This window comes from Leucobacter sp. OLIS6, assembly GCF_002752355.1.
In the GTDB taxonomy this organism is placed as follows: Bacteria; Actinomycetota; Actinomycetes; order Actinomycetales; family Microbacteriaceae; genus Leucobacter.
This window is the reverse complement of the sequence record NZ_MRAV01000010.1, coordinates 1-13,086: the sequence shown is the minus strand read 5'-3', so window position 1 is coordinate 13,086 and position 13,086 is coordinate 1. Positions and strand designations below refer to the sequence as shown.

The following is a 13,086-nucleotide window of genomic DNA, read 5'->3' as shown; positions in this document are numbered from 1 at the left end:
AGGACCTCCACCGAGTCGAGCGCGCACTAGCCGCGCACCGCTCCGAAACACCACGGAAAACGCCTCGGAGACCACGCAAAAGCGATCCTTCTCCGCTTCTCGGGCGAACTCGCTGAGATCATATTCATGAGCGGCCGGAATCTCTGAGGGTCCCCCGGGTGAATAACCTGCCTCGCCGGCGCTCTCCCCCTAATAGCGCCCTCTGGGTCGCCACCAGCGCCGAGGATCATCCACTGCCGGACTCCTCGCCGCTGGTAGCGACCCAGGGGGCGCTCCCCTGCGTATGCACGCAGGAGATGCGGGACCTCACGGCCACCGCGGCCCAGGATCCGCGACGCGCCCCGGACGAGGCTGTCCGCCGGACCCGGCAATGCCGTCGGCTAGTCCCGACCGCCCCGGGCGAAGCAGTCCGAGCAGAGCATCCAGCTGCCCCGGCCCGTCTCGCTCACTCGCATCCGGCGATCCCGTCGGTCGAAGTCCCGCCCGCAGGCACGGCAGTGCCGGCTCCTGCGCGACACTGCGACCAGGCCCCAGACCAGGAGGCCGAGCAGCAGTCCCAGCGCGATCGCGGCCGGGATCCACCAGGGCACGCTCGCGGCACTCTCCGCCGTCGGCGCGCCTCGCATCTCGGCGTCGAGCGCGAAGCTCACCATCGTGTCGGGGTCCGCGGCGCGAACGTCCCGTTCCGATCCCGGAAGGGTCGTCAGTTCCATCGAGATCTGCACTTCGTCTCCGCGAGCGACGGCGATCTCGGCGATGTGCGGAGTACCTTCGGCCATCAGTGCGGAGAGCGGCTGGCTCCCGCGCACGCCGTCGACGTTCCAGGAGAGCGCGACACCGGCGAGGGCGGTCGCGTCGAGCGCGGCGGCCGCGGGCTCGACCGTGACCCGCAGGATCCCGTCGCCGGGGCCGGTGTTCACAAGGCCCAGCAGGCGCTCCCCACCGCCGTCGACGGCGTCGCCCAGTTCGCCGGAGAACACGCTCTCCGCCCGGGCCGGTGCGCCATCGCTCCAGCTCAGTCGCGCGGGAGAGGCGTCCCACCTCGCGGTCACCGGGCCCGCGGATTCCGCTGCACCACTCGAGACCGTCGCGGCACCGGCCGCGTCCTCGACCGACGCGCTGCGCGCTCCCGTCACGGGTACGGCATCCGCCGCGAGGAGCGCCGCGCCGACGAGGAGCAGCAGGGCGAGCGAGAGGATCGCGGCGACGAACCTGCCCCTGCGGGACAGTGCCGCGCCCGATTCCTCGATGATCCGATCGATGCCGGCCGCAGTAAGCGGGGCGGCGGTCTGCGCGCTCACCGCGGGATCCCGTCGTCGGTCCCGTCGCCCGGCTGCTCGCCGGAACCGCTCATCACGAAGGCGAGTTCCCGCTCGCGCAGTTCGATCTCGCGCTCTCGGATCTGCAGCTCGCGCTCCCGGAGTTCGAGCTCGCGCGCTTCGTTCTCGCTGCGCTGCGGCGCCGCTGCCGGGGCAGTCGGAGCGGCGCCCTCCGGGTTCGGCACGCCCTGGGGACGGGGCACGGAGACGATGGTCTGTTTGGGGCGACGGAACGCGCCCCACAGGCCCCAGCCGATGAGTACGACCGCGGCACCGGTGAGCACGATCGGCATGTTGTCGCCGACCCACTGGCGCGCCCACCCGAGCTTCGGCACGCCGAAGAGCAGGGTGCCGCGCACCTGAGCGGGCGAGACCGGGGCATCGACAGCCGAGTTGGCGTCGCCCTGGGTGATGAGCCGACAGCGGGTGCCGTCATCGAACGTGCCGATCGTCTTCCCGACCACGCGGTGGGTGATCAGGTCGGGGTCGTCGGGCTTCGGGAAGTAGGTGACGACGGCGCCGACCGGGATATCGGTGCATACCGCGTCCTTGTCGACCCCCTTCACGACCACGACGTCGCCCGGGGAGAACGTCGGCTCCATGGAGCCGGTGAGCACGGTGAGGGAGTCCCCGCCGAGGAGGCGCGGAACCACCGCGAGCGCGAGGATCACGATGACCACCACCGCGATGAGGGCCGAGGCGATCGCGCGTCCGGCGATCCGCCACGGCGTATCGAACCATTTCGTCGAGCTGACGCGACGGGCGGACCCGCGCGAGAAGCGGTCGAGCAACTGCATGGCGGGGGTCCTTTCGATGCAGAGTGGAAGGTCGGGGTGGTGTTGCGATCGGGGTTCGAGAAAGCCGAGGGGCGGGATCGCTCCCGCCCCTCGGCTCGGTGGGGCTAGTAGCAGGACGGGCGCTGGTTCAGCACGCGATCCGTCAGCACGCCGGTACCGCCGAGCACGTACCCCATCTGCGGCTTGATCGTCCCGGTGATCAGCGAGTGGACCGCATCGGGGATGCAGTTCTGCTGCGAGAGCAGCACCGGAGCCTTCTTCGATCCGGCGACCGCCGCACCCGCCAACGCGTCCGCGAAGTTCGCGCCGGTGGCGAGGTAGACGGTTCCGTTCGCCGTGTGCCACTGCTTGCCGATCGCTGCGGAGGTCTCGTAGCGGGTGGCACCCGCATAGCGTTTCACCGTGCCGTAGCTGCTGAGGCCGTTCGCGACCTGCGCGGTGACGACGCCCGTGCCGCCGGCGATGTTGATGTTCTTCGGGTCGAGTTCGAGCAGCTGGCCTCGGACATCGGCGCGGATCGAGCGCGCCAGTCCGTCGACCAGCAGCACGGGAGCGTTGTTGGCGCCCGCCGCGGCGCTCGCTGACAGCGCGTCGGGGAAGTCCCGTCCGGTCGCGATGAACACCGAGTCCGAACCAGACTGGCCCCAGCCGTGCTCGGCGATGCGGATCGAGGTCTCGTAGCGGTCCTGCCCGCCGAGGCGGGTCACCCGGTATCCGAGGTCGCGGATCTCGTTGGCGACTCCGTTGCTCACGGCACCTGCTCCACCGGCGATGTAGACCCGCTCGGGCTTCAGGCGCTTGATCTCGGCCTTCGTGACAGGGCTGAGGCGAGCCGTCTGGGTGAGCAGCACGGGGGCGCTCTTCTGCACCGCGAGCGGCGCGGCCGACAGCGCGTCGGCGGCGACGTCGTAGCGGGCCAGCACCACGGACTTCGCGCCGCCGGGGAAGTGCTCCTGGGAGACGCGCACCGCGGTCTCGAAGCGGTCCTGACCGCCGAGGCGCTTCCACTGAGGGTCGGTCTGCTTCATCTTCACTCCGGCGTTGAAGTAGAGCTGCATGCCACGGCACTCGTTGGGCGCCTGCGCCTGGAACGTGTAGGTGGCGTTGTCGAGGATCCCCGTGATGGTCTGCCCGGGGGCGACCTCCACCGGGAACTTCTGGCGCTGGGCGCCGGAATCCTTCCGTTCGATCCACTGGTCGCAGTAGTCGGAGGGGAGCCCCGCTGCGTGGTTCGGGTTGGTCGCGGTCCACACCTTGGAGACGATGTCCTCCAGCACGACGGGCCGGTTGGAGGTGTTGGTCGCCGAGAACTGGAAGTAGAAGACGCTGCCGGGAACGATGCTGCCGCCCGGCGTCCCGTCAGCGTTATAGAAGCGCTCGAACGCGAGGAGGGCACCGTTGTCGACCGCCGCGCTGGACCGCGCCACACCCTCGGACTGCTGGGGTACGGTGCCGTCGTCGGCGTTCGCCGTCGCCGATGCGGTGGTGGAGAGCATTCCGACGGCGAGCGCGATGCTGAAGAAACTTTTGAGTTGCAAGAGACGTTCCAATATTCCTGGGGCTCGGGCCTACGCCGCGCGGACACATAGATGAGATATATGCCCCAAGTCTCGTCGGGGGTCGCGCGGCTCAGCACCGGACTGCTCCGCTTCAGCACTGCGGAATCGGAAATGCAGTATCGCGCGCGGTCCCGCGATCCGGTCCTCCCCGGTTTCTACGTGGGTTCGAGAAGCCGGCGCGGTCGAACGGGAACGATCGATCGGGTCGCGCGCCGGCTCTGCGGCGTCCGAGAACGACGAAGGGCCCGGATCCTCTCGGATCCGGGCCCTTCGGTCAGAAGCGGGTGCTTACCAGCTCGACTTGGTGATGCCGGGCAGCTCGCCGCGGTGCGCCATGTCGCGGAAGCGGACACGCGAGACGCCGTACTTCGACAGGACGCCGCGGGGGCGGCCGTCGATGACGTCGCGGCTGCGCACGCGCACCGGCGAAGCGTTGCGGGGCAGCTTCTGCAGGCCCACGCGAGCGGCCTCGCGGCTCTCGTCGGTCCCGTTCGGGTCCACGAGGGCCTTCTTCAGCTCGGCGCGCTTCTCCGCGTAGCGGTTGACGATCGCCTGGCGCTGCTTGTTCTTCGCAATCATGCTCTTCTTGGCCATGATTAACGCTCCTCTCGGAACTCGACGTGCTTGCGAACCACCGGATCGTACTTCTTGAGCACGAGACGGTCGGGGGTGTTGCGACGGTTCTTGCGGGTCACGTAGGTGAACCCGGTGCCAGCCGTCGAACGGAGCTTGATGATCGGACGGACGTCCTTATCTTTTGCCATTAGAGCTTCACCCCACGCTTCTGCAGATCAGCAACGACGGCCTCGATGCCACGAGCGTCGATCACCTTGATGCCCTTGGCGGACAGGGTGAGCGTCACCTTGCGGCCCAGCGAGGGCACGAAGTAGGTCTTCTTCTGGATGTTCGGATCGAACCGGCGCTTGGTACGACGGTGCGAGTGCGAAATGTTGTGACCGAAGCCGGGAACGGCGCCGGTCACCTGGCACACTGCTGCCATGGTGGTTCCTCTCAGTACCGTGGAGCCGGACGGCCCCACCCAAGATCTCTTGTCTGCACGGGACATCACCTGAGCCGAAGCCCTGGATCGCCCCCGTGCGGTCTGCGCGAAGGGAGTTCGCACAGCCAAAGATCGAGCTTAGATCAGGATCGCGCCGGCCGCAAGCCTGATCTGCGCGGCACAGCGCACACCGAAACACCGCTGTGCCGCCGAAACACCCAGTTGCAGCAGGGTGTTTCGGCGGCGCGACGGTTTCTCGGCGGAAAGAGTGGGTGCCTGCGGAAGCGCCGGAGCCGCCCCTCAGGGGCCGCCGTCTCGGCCGCGAGCAGCAGGATTCGACGTCTCACGGCTCATCGCCTCGCGGGTCGCCCGACGGTCAGCCAGACGATCGCCAGCGCCAGCGCCGCGAGCGCGCCGGCGGTACCCGGCGCGAGATACCCCTGGGTGAGCACCCAGCCGACCGCGACCACGAGCAGCACGGTCGCGAGGATCGCCGCCCACAGGCGCATCGGCCCCGGCCGCTCCTTCGGCCAGAGCCGCTCGATCCGGGCCACGAGGGGGCAGAGCACGGCGATCACAGCCGCGATCGCGAGGATCCAGGGCACGCGCGTCAGCCACCAGACGCCCGTGAGCGGTTCGGGGAACGGCAGCCCGAGAGCGAGCTGGATCCCGACCACGACGCCCATCGCGACCGTGTGCCACAGGTAGATCGTCATGCCGAAGACGCCGAGCGCGCCGACGACGAGCAGCACGCGCCTGCGGCGCACCACCGCGCGGATCAGCGGCTGCAGCAGGGTGAAGAGGTAGACCTGCGCGAGGCCGAGCAGCAGCAGGAGCACGGTCGGCGGGTTCAGGTTGACGAGCATGTCGGGCGAGTAGCCCAGCCCGAACACCGCGACGCACATGAGCCCGTAGGCGACCGCGGCGAGCGCGACGAGCAACCACCGGGGGCGCTTCGCGTACCAGCCGTCGCGCACGCCGAAGCCGAGCTGCTGCACGAACAGCCACACGAAGAGCCAGTTGAGGGCGGCGATCGGGAGCCCGGCGAAGCGGCTGAGCAGGTCGACGGCGACTGCGGCACCCGCGAGTCCGAAGTACGTCGACCAGGCCGCCAGACGGTGCAGCTTCGCCATGAGCGGCACGAAGGCGGTGCAGATCGCGTAGACGGCGATGAACCAGAGCGGCTCGGCGAGCCGGAACGCGAAGGTGCGCAGGAATTCGGGGTCCACGCCGCACAGCGCCAGGACCCCGAGCACGGCCAGCACCGCGAGCATCGCCGGCAGCACGGGTCGGGCGAGCCGCAGCGCGCGGATCCGCAGGTACTCGCCCGCGGTGCCGCCGCTCGCGCGGAGCCTGCGCCAGGTCGTGATCCCGGCGAAGCCGCCCGCGATGAAGAAGGTGGGCATGATCATGCCGATCCAGGTGATCCAGACGAGCGGTTGCCAGTGCGCGAGCGCGTTCGAGGCCCGCAGCGGATCGCCGGAGATCCCCATCTGCAGGGCGTGCAGCAGCACGACGACGGGCAGGCAGAGCGCGCGCACCGCGTCGATGGAGAGGTCGCGATCGGGCGGGATCCGGGGGAGCTTCGATGCCACGGGATCAGCATACGGGCGCGCGCATGCCGACGAGCGTGCGCTCCGGCGGCCGGGCGTAGGCTGGCGAGGTGCCTCCGATCGACGATGCTCCCGCTCCGCTGTTCCCCGCCGACGCCCCGATCCGCTACGTCGCGATCGGCGACAGCTTCACCGAGGGCGTGGGCGACGAGCAGCCCGACGGCTCGGTACGCGGCTGGGCCGACCTCGTGGCGCAGGGCCTCGCCGACGCGACGGGACGCCCGATCGAGTACGCGAACCTCGCGATCCGCGGACGCCTGCTCGGGCCCATCATCGACGAGCAGTTGGAACCCGCACTCGCGCTCGGCCCGACGCTCGTGAGCTTCAACGGCGGTGGCAACGACATGCTGCGGCCCGGCACCGACCTCCCGTGGATCCTGGAGCGCACCGGCAGCGCGCTGCGCCGGATCCTCGAGACCGACGCAGCGCCGCTGCTGCTCGCCGGCGCGAATCCCACCGCGGGTCTGCCGAGCGGCGGGCGCGTGCGGGCGAAGGGCGACGAGCTGACCCGCGAGGCGGGCGCGCTGGCCGGGCAACTCGGGGTGCGGTTCTGCGACAACTGGAGCGATCCCGTGCTCGCGCGCCGCGAGTACTGGTCGCCGGACCGGCTGCACCTCGCGCCGGTCGGGCACCACCGCGTCGCGAGCAACGTGCTGCGCGCACTGGGCTACGCAGCGCCAGCCGACTGGGTGATCGACGCGGACCCGAGGCCCGCACCGACCCGGCGCGAGCAGCTCCGCTACACGCGCGAGCACGTGCTGCCGTGGATCCAGCGTCGTCTCACGGGCCGGTCGAGCGGCGACGGCCGCACGGCGAAGCACCCCGACTGGGTGCGGATCGAGCCGCGGGGGTAAGTGGCGGTTTCCCGCGTGTCACCGCCCGTTCGGTGCGGATGATCCGCTCGAACGCGCTCAGCCTGCGCCGGGAAGGGAAGCGGCGAGCGAGCGTTCGAGGAGTTCGCGCAGCACTCCGCGGTCCACACCGGTCAGACGGGTGAGGTAGAGGCAGACCTTGCTCGCGCGGTGCGGTCCGAGCCGCGACATCAGATCCGGCCAGCGCTCCGCGAAGTCGTCGACCAGATAGACGGTGTGCTTCGTCGCGCCGGGAGCGAACGCGAGCAGCGGCATCCGGCCGCCGCGGCCGCTGTCGTACCGGTACTCGACCTCGCCGAACCCGATGATGCGCCCGGCCCACACGACCGGCGGCTCCCCGCTCAGCTCGGCGCAGAGCGCGAGCAGCTCATCCGCCTCGACGCGTCGCGCTCCGGTCGCGCGATCGAGCACTTCGGCGACGGGCATCTCGGACGGCGACATCGCGGGCTGCTTGGCTGCCATGAGAGCTCCTGACGATTCGGGGACCGGTGCTGCCACCGTAGACGAAACGGGACGCGCCCGCTCAGCCTCCGAGCGGCGACTTCAGCCCGGAGCCGGTGAGCACGGCGACCGCCGTCTCCTCCGCCCGGATCTCGCCGCGCGCGAGCAGCCGGGTGAGCCCGGCCGCCGCGACGGCGCTCGTCGGCTCGGCGTAGAGCCCCGTGCGCGCGAGCTCGGCGTGCGCGGCCCGGATCTCGTCCTCCGTCACCGCGACGGTGCCGCCGCCGCTCCGCCGGATCGCGGCCAGGATCTCGGCGAGACGACCGGGTGCGCGGATCGCGGTGCCCTCGGCGATGGTCGGCAGCACCGGCCGTTCGACGCCGGGCGCCGCGAAGGCCGCGTCGATGGGCGAGCAGTGCAGCGGCTGCGCGGCGTAGAGGCGCGGCAGGAGATCGATCGCGCCGGCCTCGAACAGTTCGCCGAAGCCGAAGGCGCAGCCGAGCAGGCTGCTGCCAGCGCCGACCGGCAGCACGATCGCGTCGGGCGCGCGGAAGCCGAGATCCTCCCAGAGCTCGTAGGCGAGGGTCTTCGTGCCCTGCAGGAACACCGCCTGCCGGTTGTGCCCGGCGTCGTGCGCATCGCCGCGCGCCACGGCGGCGAGCGCCGCCGCCTCCGACGCCTCGCGCGGACCGTCGACGAGCTCGATCGCGGCACCCGCGGCGCGCGCCTGCACGAGCTTCGCGGGCGAGGTGCTGGCCGGAGCGAACACCGTGACCGCGAGGCCGGCGGCTGCGCCGTAGGTCGCGACCGCCGCGCCGCCGTTGCCCGAGCTGTCCTCGACGATCGCCGTCGCACCCGCCGCTCGCAGTGCGGTGACGAGCGCGCTCGCGCCGCGATCCTTGAAGCTGCCGCTCGGCGAGAACCACTCCAGTTTGAACCGCGGGCGCGCACCGGCCCAGTCGCGGGCGACGAGCGGCGTGCACCCCTCACCGAGACTCACCGGCTCGGCGCCGGCCAGCTCCGGCAGCGCGGCGCGGTAGCGCCACATGCTGCGCTCGGCGGTGTCGACGTCGCCCGGGGTGATCATGCCGCCACTCTAGGCGGCGCGGGCGCGGCAGCGCTCGCAGACGCCGTAGAGGTCGACGACGTGGTCGATCTCGGTGAAGCCGTGCTCGGCGCCGACCCGCTGGGCCCACTCCTCGACCACGCGCGCCTCGAGTTCGCGCGTCTCGCCGCAGATGCGGCACACGAGGTGGTGATGGTGCCCCTGCATGCTGCAGGAGCGGAAGCGGTTCTCGCCATCGGGCGACTGCAGGGAGTCGGCCTCACCGCCCTCCGCGAGGCCGGCGAGCGCGCGGTACACGGTCGCGAGGCCGATGGTCGACCCCTGGTCGCGCAGCGTCTGGTGCAGCTCCTGAGCGCTCACGAACCCGCGCGCCTCAGCGAGGGCAGCGCGAACGGCCTCGCGCTGCCAGGTATTGCGCTTGGGTGCTGCGGTCATGCGGCTCCGCCTTTCGTCACCTCCAGGCTCTCACGCCCGGAGGCCTCCGCGCACGCCGGGTCCGGGGCCCCGGTCTCGGCTTCGCGGATCACGACCGCGCGCTCGCGCGCTTGGAGCGCTCGCTCGGCCGCGCGTTCCGCGCCGAGCCGGAGCCCGTCGCGCAGCCGGCCGACGGCAGCTGCGAGCAGGAACACGACGGCGACCACGAGGCCGACGGAACCGCCGGCGGCGATCCCGAACTCGCGCGAGATCCACAGGCCGACGAGGCCCGACACGACGCCGAGCGCAGCGGCGATGCCGGGAATCCAGGTGAATCGGGGCGCGAGGATCCGCGCGGCGGCCGCGGGGCCGACGAGCAGGGCGACGCCGAGGATCGCACCGACCGCGGGCATCGCGGCGACCACGCCCGCGGCGATGATGCCGCTCGCGAGCGCCTCGACCGGCCAGGCCCGGAACCCCGTGGCGGCGAAGCCCACGGGATCGAAGGTGTGGAAGAGGATCCGCCGCCCGAACACGGCGAGCAGCAGCAGGGTCACGGCGAGCACCGCGCCGGTACGCACGAGGTCGGCGCCGGTGACGCTGAGGGGCGAGCCCACGAGCAGCGCCTCGACCGGCACGCCGTTGCCCGCGTTGAGGCTCGCGAGCAGCGTGCCGAGCGCGAAGCCGAACGAGAGCACGATGCCGCTCGCGACCTGGCGACCCTGGCCGGGCACGCGGGCGAGCAGCGTCATGATGCCGACGAGCAGCAGCGCGAAGAGCGCCTGGCCGAGGATCAGGTTCCAGCCGAGCACGGCGAACAGCACCCCGCCGGGGAACGTGGCGTGGCTGAGGGAGACCGCGAAGAACGAGCGACGGCGCATCACGATGAGCGTGCCGACGATGCCGGAGAGCACGCCGAGGAGCGCGAGTTCGACGGCGGCGAGCGCGAAATAGCTCATGCCGCACCGCCCTCGGGGGCCGCCGAGGCCGGAGCCGCCGACGCCGCGGACGTCGGATCCACCGCATCGGATGCGCGCTTCGCGCGGGCGCCCGGCTCGCGTCCGCGCAGCAGACGCCAGCCCACGGCGAGCGCGTAGAGCGCGACGAGCACGAGCACGACCGTCGCGCCCGGTGACACGGTGGCGCCCGCACCGACCGACCACACGAACGAGAGCCACAGGCCCCCGACGCCGGCGATCAGCGGCACGAGGATCGCGATGGGCACGAGCAGGCCGAGCCGCCCCGTGAGGAGGCGCGCCGCGGCCATCGGCACGGTCAGGATCGCGAGCACCATGAGCACGCCCAGCGCCTGCACGCCGGCGACGACGAGGAGGGCGACGGCGACCGACAGCGTGAGGTCGGTCGCGAGCGGGCGGAATCCGGCCGCCCGGAATCCCTCGGGGTCGAACGCGCGGAACAGCTGCGCCCGCCACCCGATGACGAGCACGATCACGGCGAGCACCGCGACGACCGTGACCTGCCAGAGCTGCGCCGCCGTCACGGTGAGGAGGCGCCCGAACAGCAGGTCCTCCAGCTGCGAGACGTAGCCCTGCTGCCGCGAGACCAGCACGACGCCGAGACTGAACAGGCCCGTGAGCACGACCGCGATCGCGGCGTCCGAGCCGACGCGTCCCGCACGCTCCAGCAGGGTGAACAGCACGGCCGCGATGAGCGCCGCGATGATCGCGCCGGGCAGCACGAGGTCGGATCCGCCGATCGCCGCACCGACCACCAGGCCGGGGAACACGGCGTGCACGAGGCCGTCGCTCACGAACTCCAGCTCGCGGAAGCTGATCCCGATGCCGACGACGCCCGCGGCGACGGCGAGCACCGCGAGCGTCGCGAGCGCCCGGCCCATGAAGGGCAGCGAGAAGATCTCGATGAGTCCGGCGTCCACCGCTACTCCGTCTCGCGGGTGGTGGTGACGGTGTGCCGGTCGAGCTCCACGGTGGTGTCCTGGAACGCGTGGGCCACGGCCTCGAGCGTCAGCGCGTCGTCCAGGGTGCCGTAAGCCGCCGGGTGCCCCGGATCCTCGGGGTGGTGCCCGCTCGAGAGCAGCAGCGCGTGCGTGCATGCCTCGCGCGCGATCTCGAGGTCGTGGGTCGAGACGATGATGGTGCGCCCCTCGGACCGCACCTCGCGCAGGAGGGCGAGCAGCGTCTCGCGATTCTCACGGTCGAGCCCGTTGAACGGCTCGTCGAGCAGGATCATCTCGGGATTCGCGACGAGCGCGCGAGCCAGGATCCCCCGCTGCTGCTGCCCGCCCGACAGTTCGCCGAAGCGGCGCTGCGCGAACGGCGCGAGGCCCACGCGCTCGAGCACCGTATCGATGCGCCGGCGGCCCTCGCGGCCGATCGGCCGGAACGCGCCGAGCTCGCGATACAGCCCCATGCCGACGACCTGGCGGAGCGTGACGGGCAGGCTCGTGTCCCGCTGATCCGCCTGCGGGAGCGAGCCGATGCGGCGGCGCGCACGCACGGGAGCCTCGCCGAGCACCCGGACCTCGCCGGCCGTGAGGTCGGCGAGGCCCAGGATCCCGCGCAGCAGAGTCGACTTGCCCGAACCGTTCGGTCCGATCAGCGCCACCGCCGAGCCGCGCTCGACGGTGAGGGAGAGGCGCGCCACCCGCGTGCGCCCGGCGTAGCCGAAGGCGGCATCGCGCAGACTGATCGCGGGGGTGTCGTGCGCGGCGGGCGCCGCTCCTGCTGGGGCTTCGGTCACTTCAGGTTCTCCGGGAGCGGGCCTGGCTTCTCGCCCCAGGCCTCGAGGATCGTTTGCGTGTTGTGGACGGTGGCGCCGAGGTACTGCGCACTCGAGCTGCCGACGGGTCCGAGCGAGTCGGTGTAGAGCGACTCCGCGTCGACGACCTTCACGCCGGCCTCCTTGGCGATGGTACGCGCCAGGCCGGGGCTCATGGACGATTCGACGAAAACCGCACGGACCTTGCGCTCCTTGATCGTCGCGACGAGACGGTCGACGTCGGCCGCGCTCGGCTCGGCGTTGTCCTCGAAGCTCGGCAGGATCGAGCCCGCGAACGCGATCCCGTAGTCGTGCAGGTAGTAGCGGAGCGAGTCGTGCCCCGTCACCATGATGCGCTCGGCCTTCGGGACCCGATCCATCTGCGTCGTGATCCACTCGTCGAGGCTCTTCAGCTTGAGCACGTAGGCGTCGGCGCGGCGCTGGTAGTCGGCCTTGTGCGCGGGATCCGCCTGTGCGAGCCCCTTCGCCACCTCGGAGACCATGCCCTCGGCGTTGCGGGGGGAGGTCCAGATGTGGGGGTTCAGATCGCCGTGATCGTGATCGTCGTCATCGTCTCCGGCGGCGTGCGCGTGGGCGGCCTCTTCAGTCTCGTGGTCGTGGTCGTGGTCGTGCGTCTCGGCGCCGCCGGCCTCGGCCGCCCCCTCGGCGGTGATGGCCTTGAGCGTCGCCTGATCCAGGCCGGCGGCCGCCGTGACCGTCTTGCCGTGGAAGCCCGAGGCCTCGACGGCGCTGCTGACGAAGGTCTCGAGGCCCGCACCGTTGACCACGAGCACGTCGGCGCGTCCGAGCGCGAGCAGGTCGGCGGGGCTCGGATCGAAGTGGTGGGCCGAGGCACCGGGCTTCAGCAGGCCGGTGAGCTCGATGTCGTCGCCGCCGATCTCCTTCGTGAAGTCGGCCAGCTGCGTGGTGGTGGCGACGACGCGGAGGCGCTCCCCGTCGGAGGCCTTGCTCCCGCCCGCTTCGGCGTTCGGCGACGAGCAGCCGACGAGCGTCGCGGCGAGTCCCGCCGCGAGGGTGGCCGCGAGCGTCGCGGTGACGAGGGTGCGAGTCCGTGAGTGTCGCATCGGGTGGGTCTCCTGACCAGTTCAGGTCGCGCCAGTGCGCGCCGCTTGTTGAGAACGAATCTCAGCATATCTTCTTCTGAGAACCGTTCGCAACAACGATACGTGCGCCTGCTCCCGTTCCCCGCCCCGAGTGCGCATGCCGCCCCGCCTCTGCGTCCCGCATCCTTCTCGCGCGCCCCTC

At 71.4% G+C, this 13,086-nt stretch carries 15 protein-coding genes; 1 reads left to right on the top strand and 14 read right to left on the bottom strand.

The window, feature by feature from the left end; genetic code table 11:
* Positions 1-380: 380 nt before the first annotated feature.
* The 7 genes from BMH31_RS06000 to BMH31_RS05970 form a co-directional block, all read right to left on the bottom strand.
* Complete coding sequence (locus tag BMH31_RS06000) at positions 381-1,301, bottom strand: hypothetical protein (protein ID WP_099723312.1); 921 nt, start codon at positions 1,299-1,301, stop codon at positions 381-383.
* A complete protein-coding gene (locus tag BMH31_RS05995; RefSeq protein ID WP_099723313.1) occupies positions 1,298-2,116 on the bottom strand; it encodes a signal peptidase I in 819 nt (272 codons plus the stop codon). The genes BMH31_RS06000 and BMH31_RS05995 overlap by 4 nt, the downstream gene beginning before the upstream one ends.
* Positions 2,117-2,220: 104 nt before the next feature.
* Positions 2,221-3,654 carry a cell wall-binding repeat-containing protein gene (locus tag BMH31_RS05990; protein WP_099723314.1) on the bottom strand — a complete coding sequence of 478 codons (1,434 nt, stop codon included), beginning with the start codon at positions 3,652-3,654 and terminating at the stop codon, positions 2,221-2,223.
* A 309-nt stretch (positions 3,655-3,963) separates the two neighbouring features.
* Positions 3,964-4,269, bottom strand: a complete 306-nt coding sequence (gene rpsN, locus BMH31_RS05985; protein WP_046454848.1) for a 30S ribosomal protein S14 — start codon at positions 4,267-4,269, stop codon at positions 3,964-3,966.
* Between the two features lie 2 nt (positions 4,270-4,271).
* Positions 4,272-4,439 (bottom strand): 50S ribosomal protein L33, encoded by a 168-nt coding sequence (rpmG, locus tag BMH31_RS05980; RefSeq protein WP_046454849.1) that lies wholly within the window; start codon positions 4,437-4,439, stop codon positions 4,272-4,274.
* Positions 4,439-4,675, bottom strand: coding sequence for a 50S ribosomal protein L28 (rpmB, locus tag BMH31_RS05975; RefSeq protein ID WP_046454850.1), 237 nt, complete (start codon positions 4,673-4,675; stop codon positions 4,439-4,441). The genes rpmG and rpmB overlap by 1 nt, the downstream gene beginning before the upstream one ends.
* A gap of 350 nt (positions 4,676-5,025) precedes the next feature.
* Positions 5,026-6,270, bottom strand: coding sequence for an acyltransferase (locus BMH31_RS05970; RefSeq protein WP_099723315.1), 1,245 nt, complete (start codon positions 6,268-6,270; stop codon positions 5,026-5,028).
* A gap of 68 nt (positions 6,271-6,338) precedes the next feature.
* Between BMH31_RS05970 and BMH31_RS05965 the strand changes: the two genes are divergently transcribed.
* Positions 6,339-7,142: an SGNH/GDSL hydrolase family protein gene (locus BMH31_RS05965; RefSeq protein ID WP_241898166.1), complete on the top strand. Its 804-nt coding sequence runs from the start codon at positions 6,339-6,341 to the stop codon at positions 7,140-7,142.
* A gap of 57 nt (positions 7,143-7,199) precedes the next feature.
* Here the strand turns inward: BMH31_RS05965 and BMH31_RS05960 are convergent, their stop codons facing one another.
* From BMH31_RS05960 to BMH31_RS05930, 7 genes are all read right to left on the bottom strand, one after another.
* Entirely contained in the window at positions 7,200-7,622 is a 423-nt protein-coding gene (locus BMH31_RS05960; protein WP_099723316.1) for a DUF1801 domain-containing protein, read from the bottom strand.
* 61 nt (positions 7,623-7,683) lie between these two features.
* Positions 7,684-8,688, bottom strand: a complete 1,005-nt coding sequence (locus BMH31_RS05955) for a pyridoxal-phosphate dependent enzyme (protein ID WP_099723317.1) — start codon at positions 8,686-8,688, stop codon at positions 7,684-7,686.
* A 9-nt stretch (positions 8,689-8,697) separates the two neighbouring features.
* On the bottom strand, positions 8,698-9,102 hold the full coding sequence (locus BMH31_RS05950; RefSeq protein ID WP_046454853.1) for a transcriptional repressor: 405 nt from the start codon (positions 9,100-9,102) through the stop codon (positions 8,698-8,700).
* A complete protein-coding gene (locus BMH31_RS05945) occupies positions 9,099-10,040 on the bottom strand; it encodes a metal ABC transporter permease (RefSeq protein WP_099723318.1) in 942 nt (313 codons plus the stop codon). The genes BMH31_RS05950 and BMH31_RS05945 overlap by 4 nt, the downstream gene beginning before the upstream one ends.
* Positions 10,037-10,978 carry a metal ABC transporter permease gene (locus BMH31_RS05940; protein ID WP_241898165.1) on the bottom strand — a complete coding sequence of 314 codons (942 nt, stop codon included), beginning with the start codon at positions 10,976-10,978 and terminating at the stop codon, positions 10,037-10,039. The genes BMH31_RS05945 and BMH31_RS05940 overlap by 4 nt, the downstream gene beginning before the upstream one ends.
* 2 nt (positions 10,979-10,980) lie before the next feature.
* Positions 10,981-11,802: an ABC transporter ATP-binding protein gene (locus tag BMH31_RS05935; protein WP_099723319.1), complete on the bottom strand. Its 822-nt coding sequence runs from the start codon at positions 11,800-11,802 to the stop codon at positions 10,981-10,983.
* Positions 11,799-12,905 carry a metal ABC transporter substrate-binding protein gene (locus BMH31_RS05930; protein WP_099723320.1) on the bottom strand — a complete coding sequence of 369 codons (1,107 nt, stop codon included), beginning with the start codon at positions 12,903-12,905 and terminating at the stop codon, positions 11,799-11,801. The genes BMH31_RS05935 and BMH31_RS05930 overlap by 4 nt, the downstream gene beginning before the upstream one ends.
* Positions 12,906-13,086 lie beyond the last annotated feature (181 nt).

What these genes read in the sequence shown, in the direction of transcription:
- BMH31_RS05995 (WP_099723313.1), bottom strand. Translation starts at nt 2,116, where the DNA reads ATGCAGTTGCTCGACCGCTTCTCGCGCGGGTCCGCCCGTCGCGTCAGC.
- rpsN (WP_046454848.1), bottom strand. Translation starts at nt 4,269, where the DNA reads ATGGCCAAGAAGAGCATGATTGCGAAGAACAAGCAGCGCCAGGCGATC.
- rpmG (WP_046454849.1), bottom strand. Translation starts at nt 4,439, where the DNA reads ATGGCAAAAGATAAGGACGTCCGTCCGATCATCAAGCTCCGTTCGACG.
- rpmB (WP_046454850.1), bottom strand. Translation starts at nt 4,675, where the DNA reads ATGGCAGCAGTGTGCCAGGTGACCGGCGCCGTTCCCGGCTTCGGTCAC.
- BMH31_RS05960 (WP_099723316.1), bottom strand. Translation starts at nt 7,622, where the DNA reads ATGGCAGCCAAGCAGCCCGCGATGTCGCCGTCCGAGATGCCCGTCGCC.
- BMH31_RS05955 (WP_099723317.1), bottom strand. Translation starts at nt 8,688, where the DNA reads ATGATCACCCCGGGCGACGTCGACACCGCCGAGCGCAGCATGTGGCGC.
- BMH31_RS05950 (WP_046454853.1), bottom strand. Translation starts at nt 9,102, where the DNA reads ATGACCGCAGCACCCAAGCGCAATACCTGGCAGCGCGAGGCCGTTCGC.
- BMH31_RS05945 (WP_099723318.1), bottom strand. Translation starts at nt 10,040, where the DNA reads ATGAGCTATTTCGCGCTCGCCGCCGTCGAACTCGCGCTCCTCGGCGTG.
- BMH31_RS05930 (WP_099723320.1), bottom strand. Translation starts at nt 12,905, where the DNA reads ATGCGACACTCACGGACTCGCACCCTCGTCACCGCGACGCTCGCGGCC.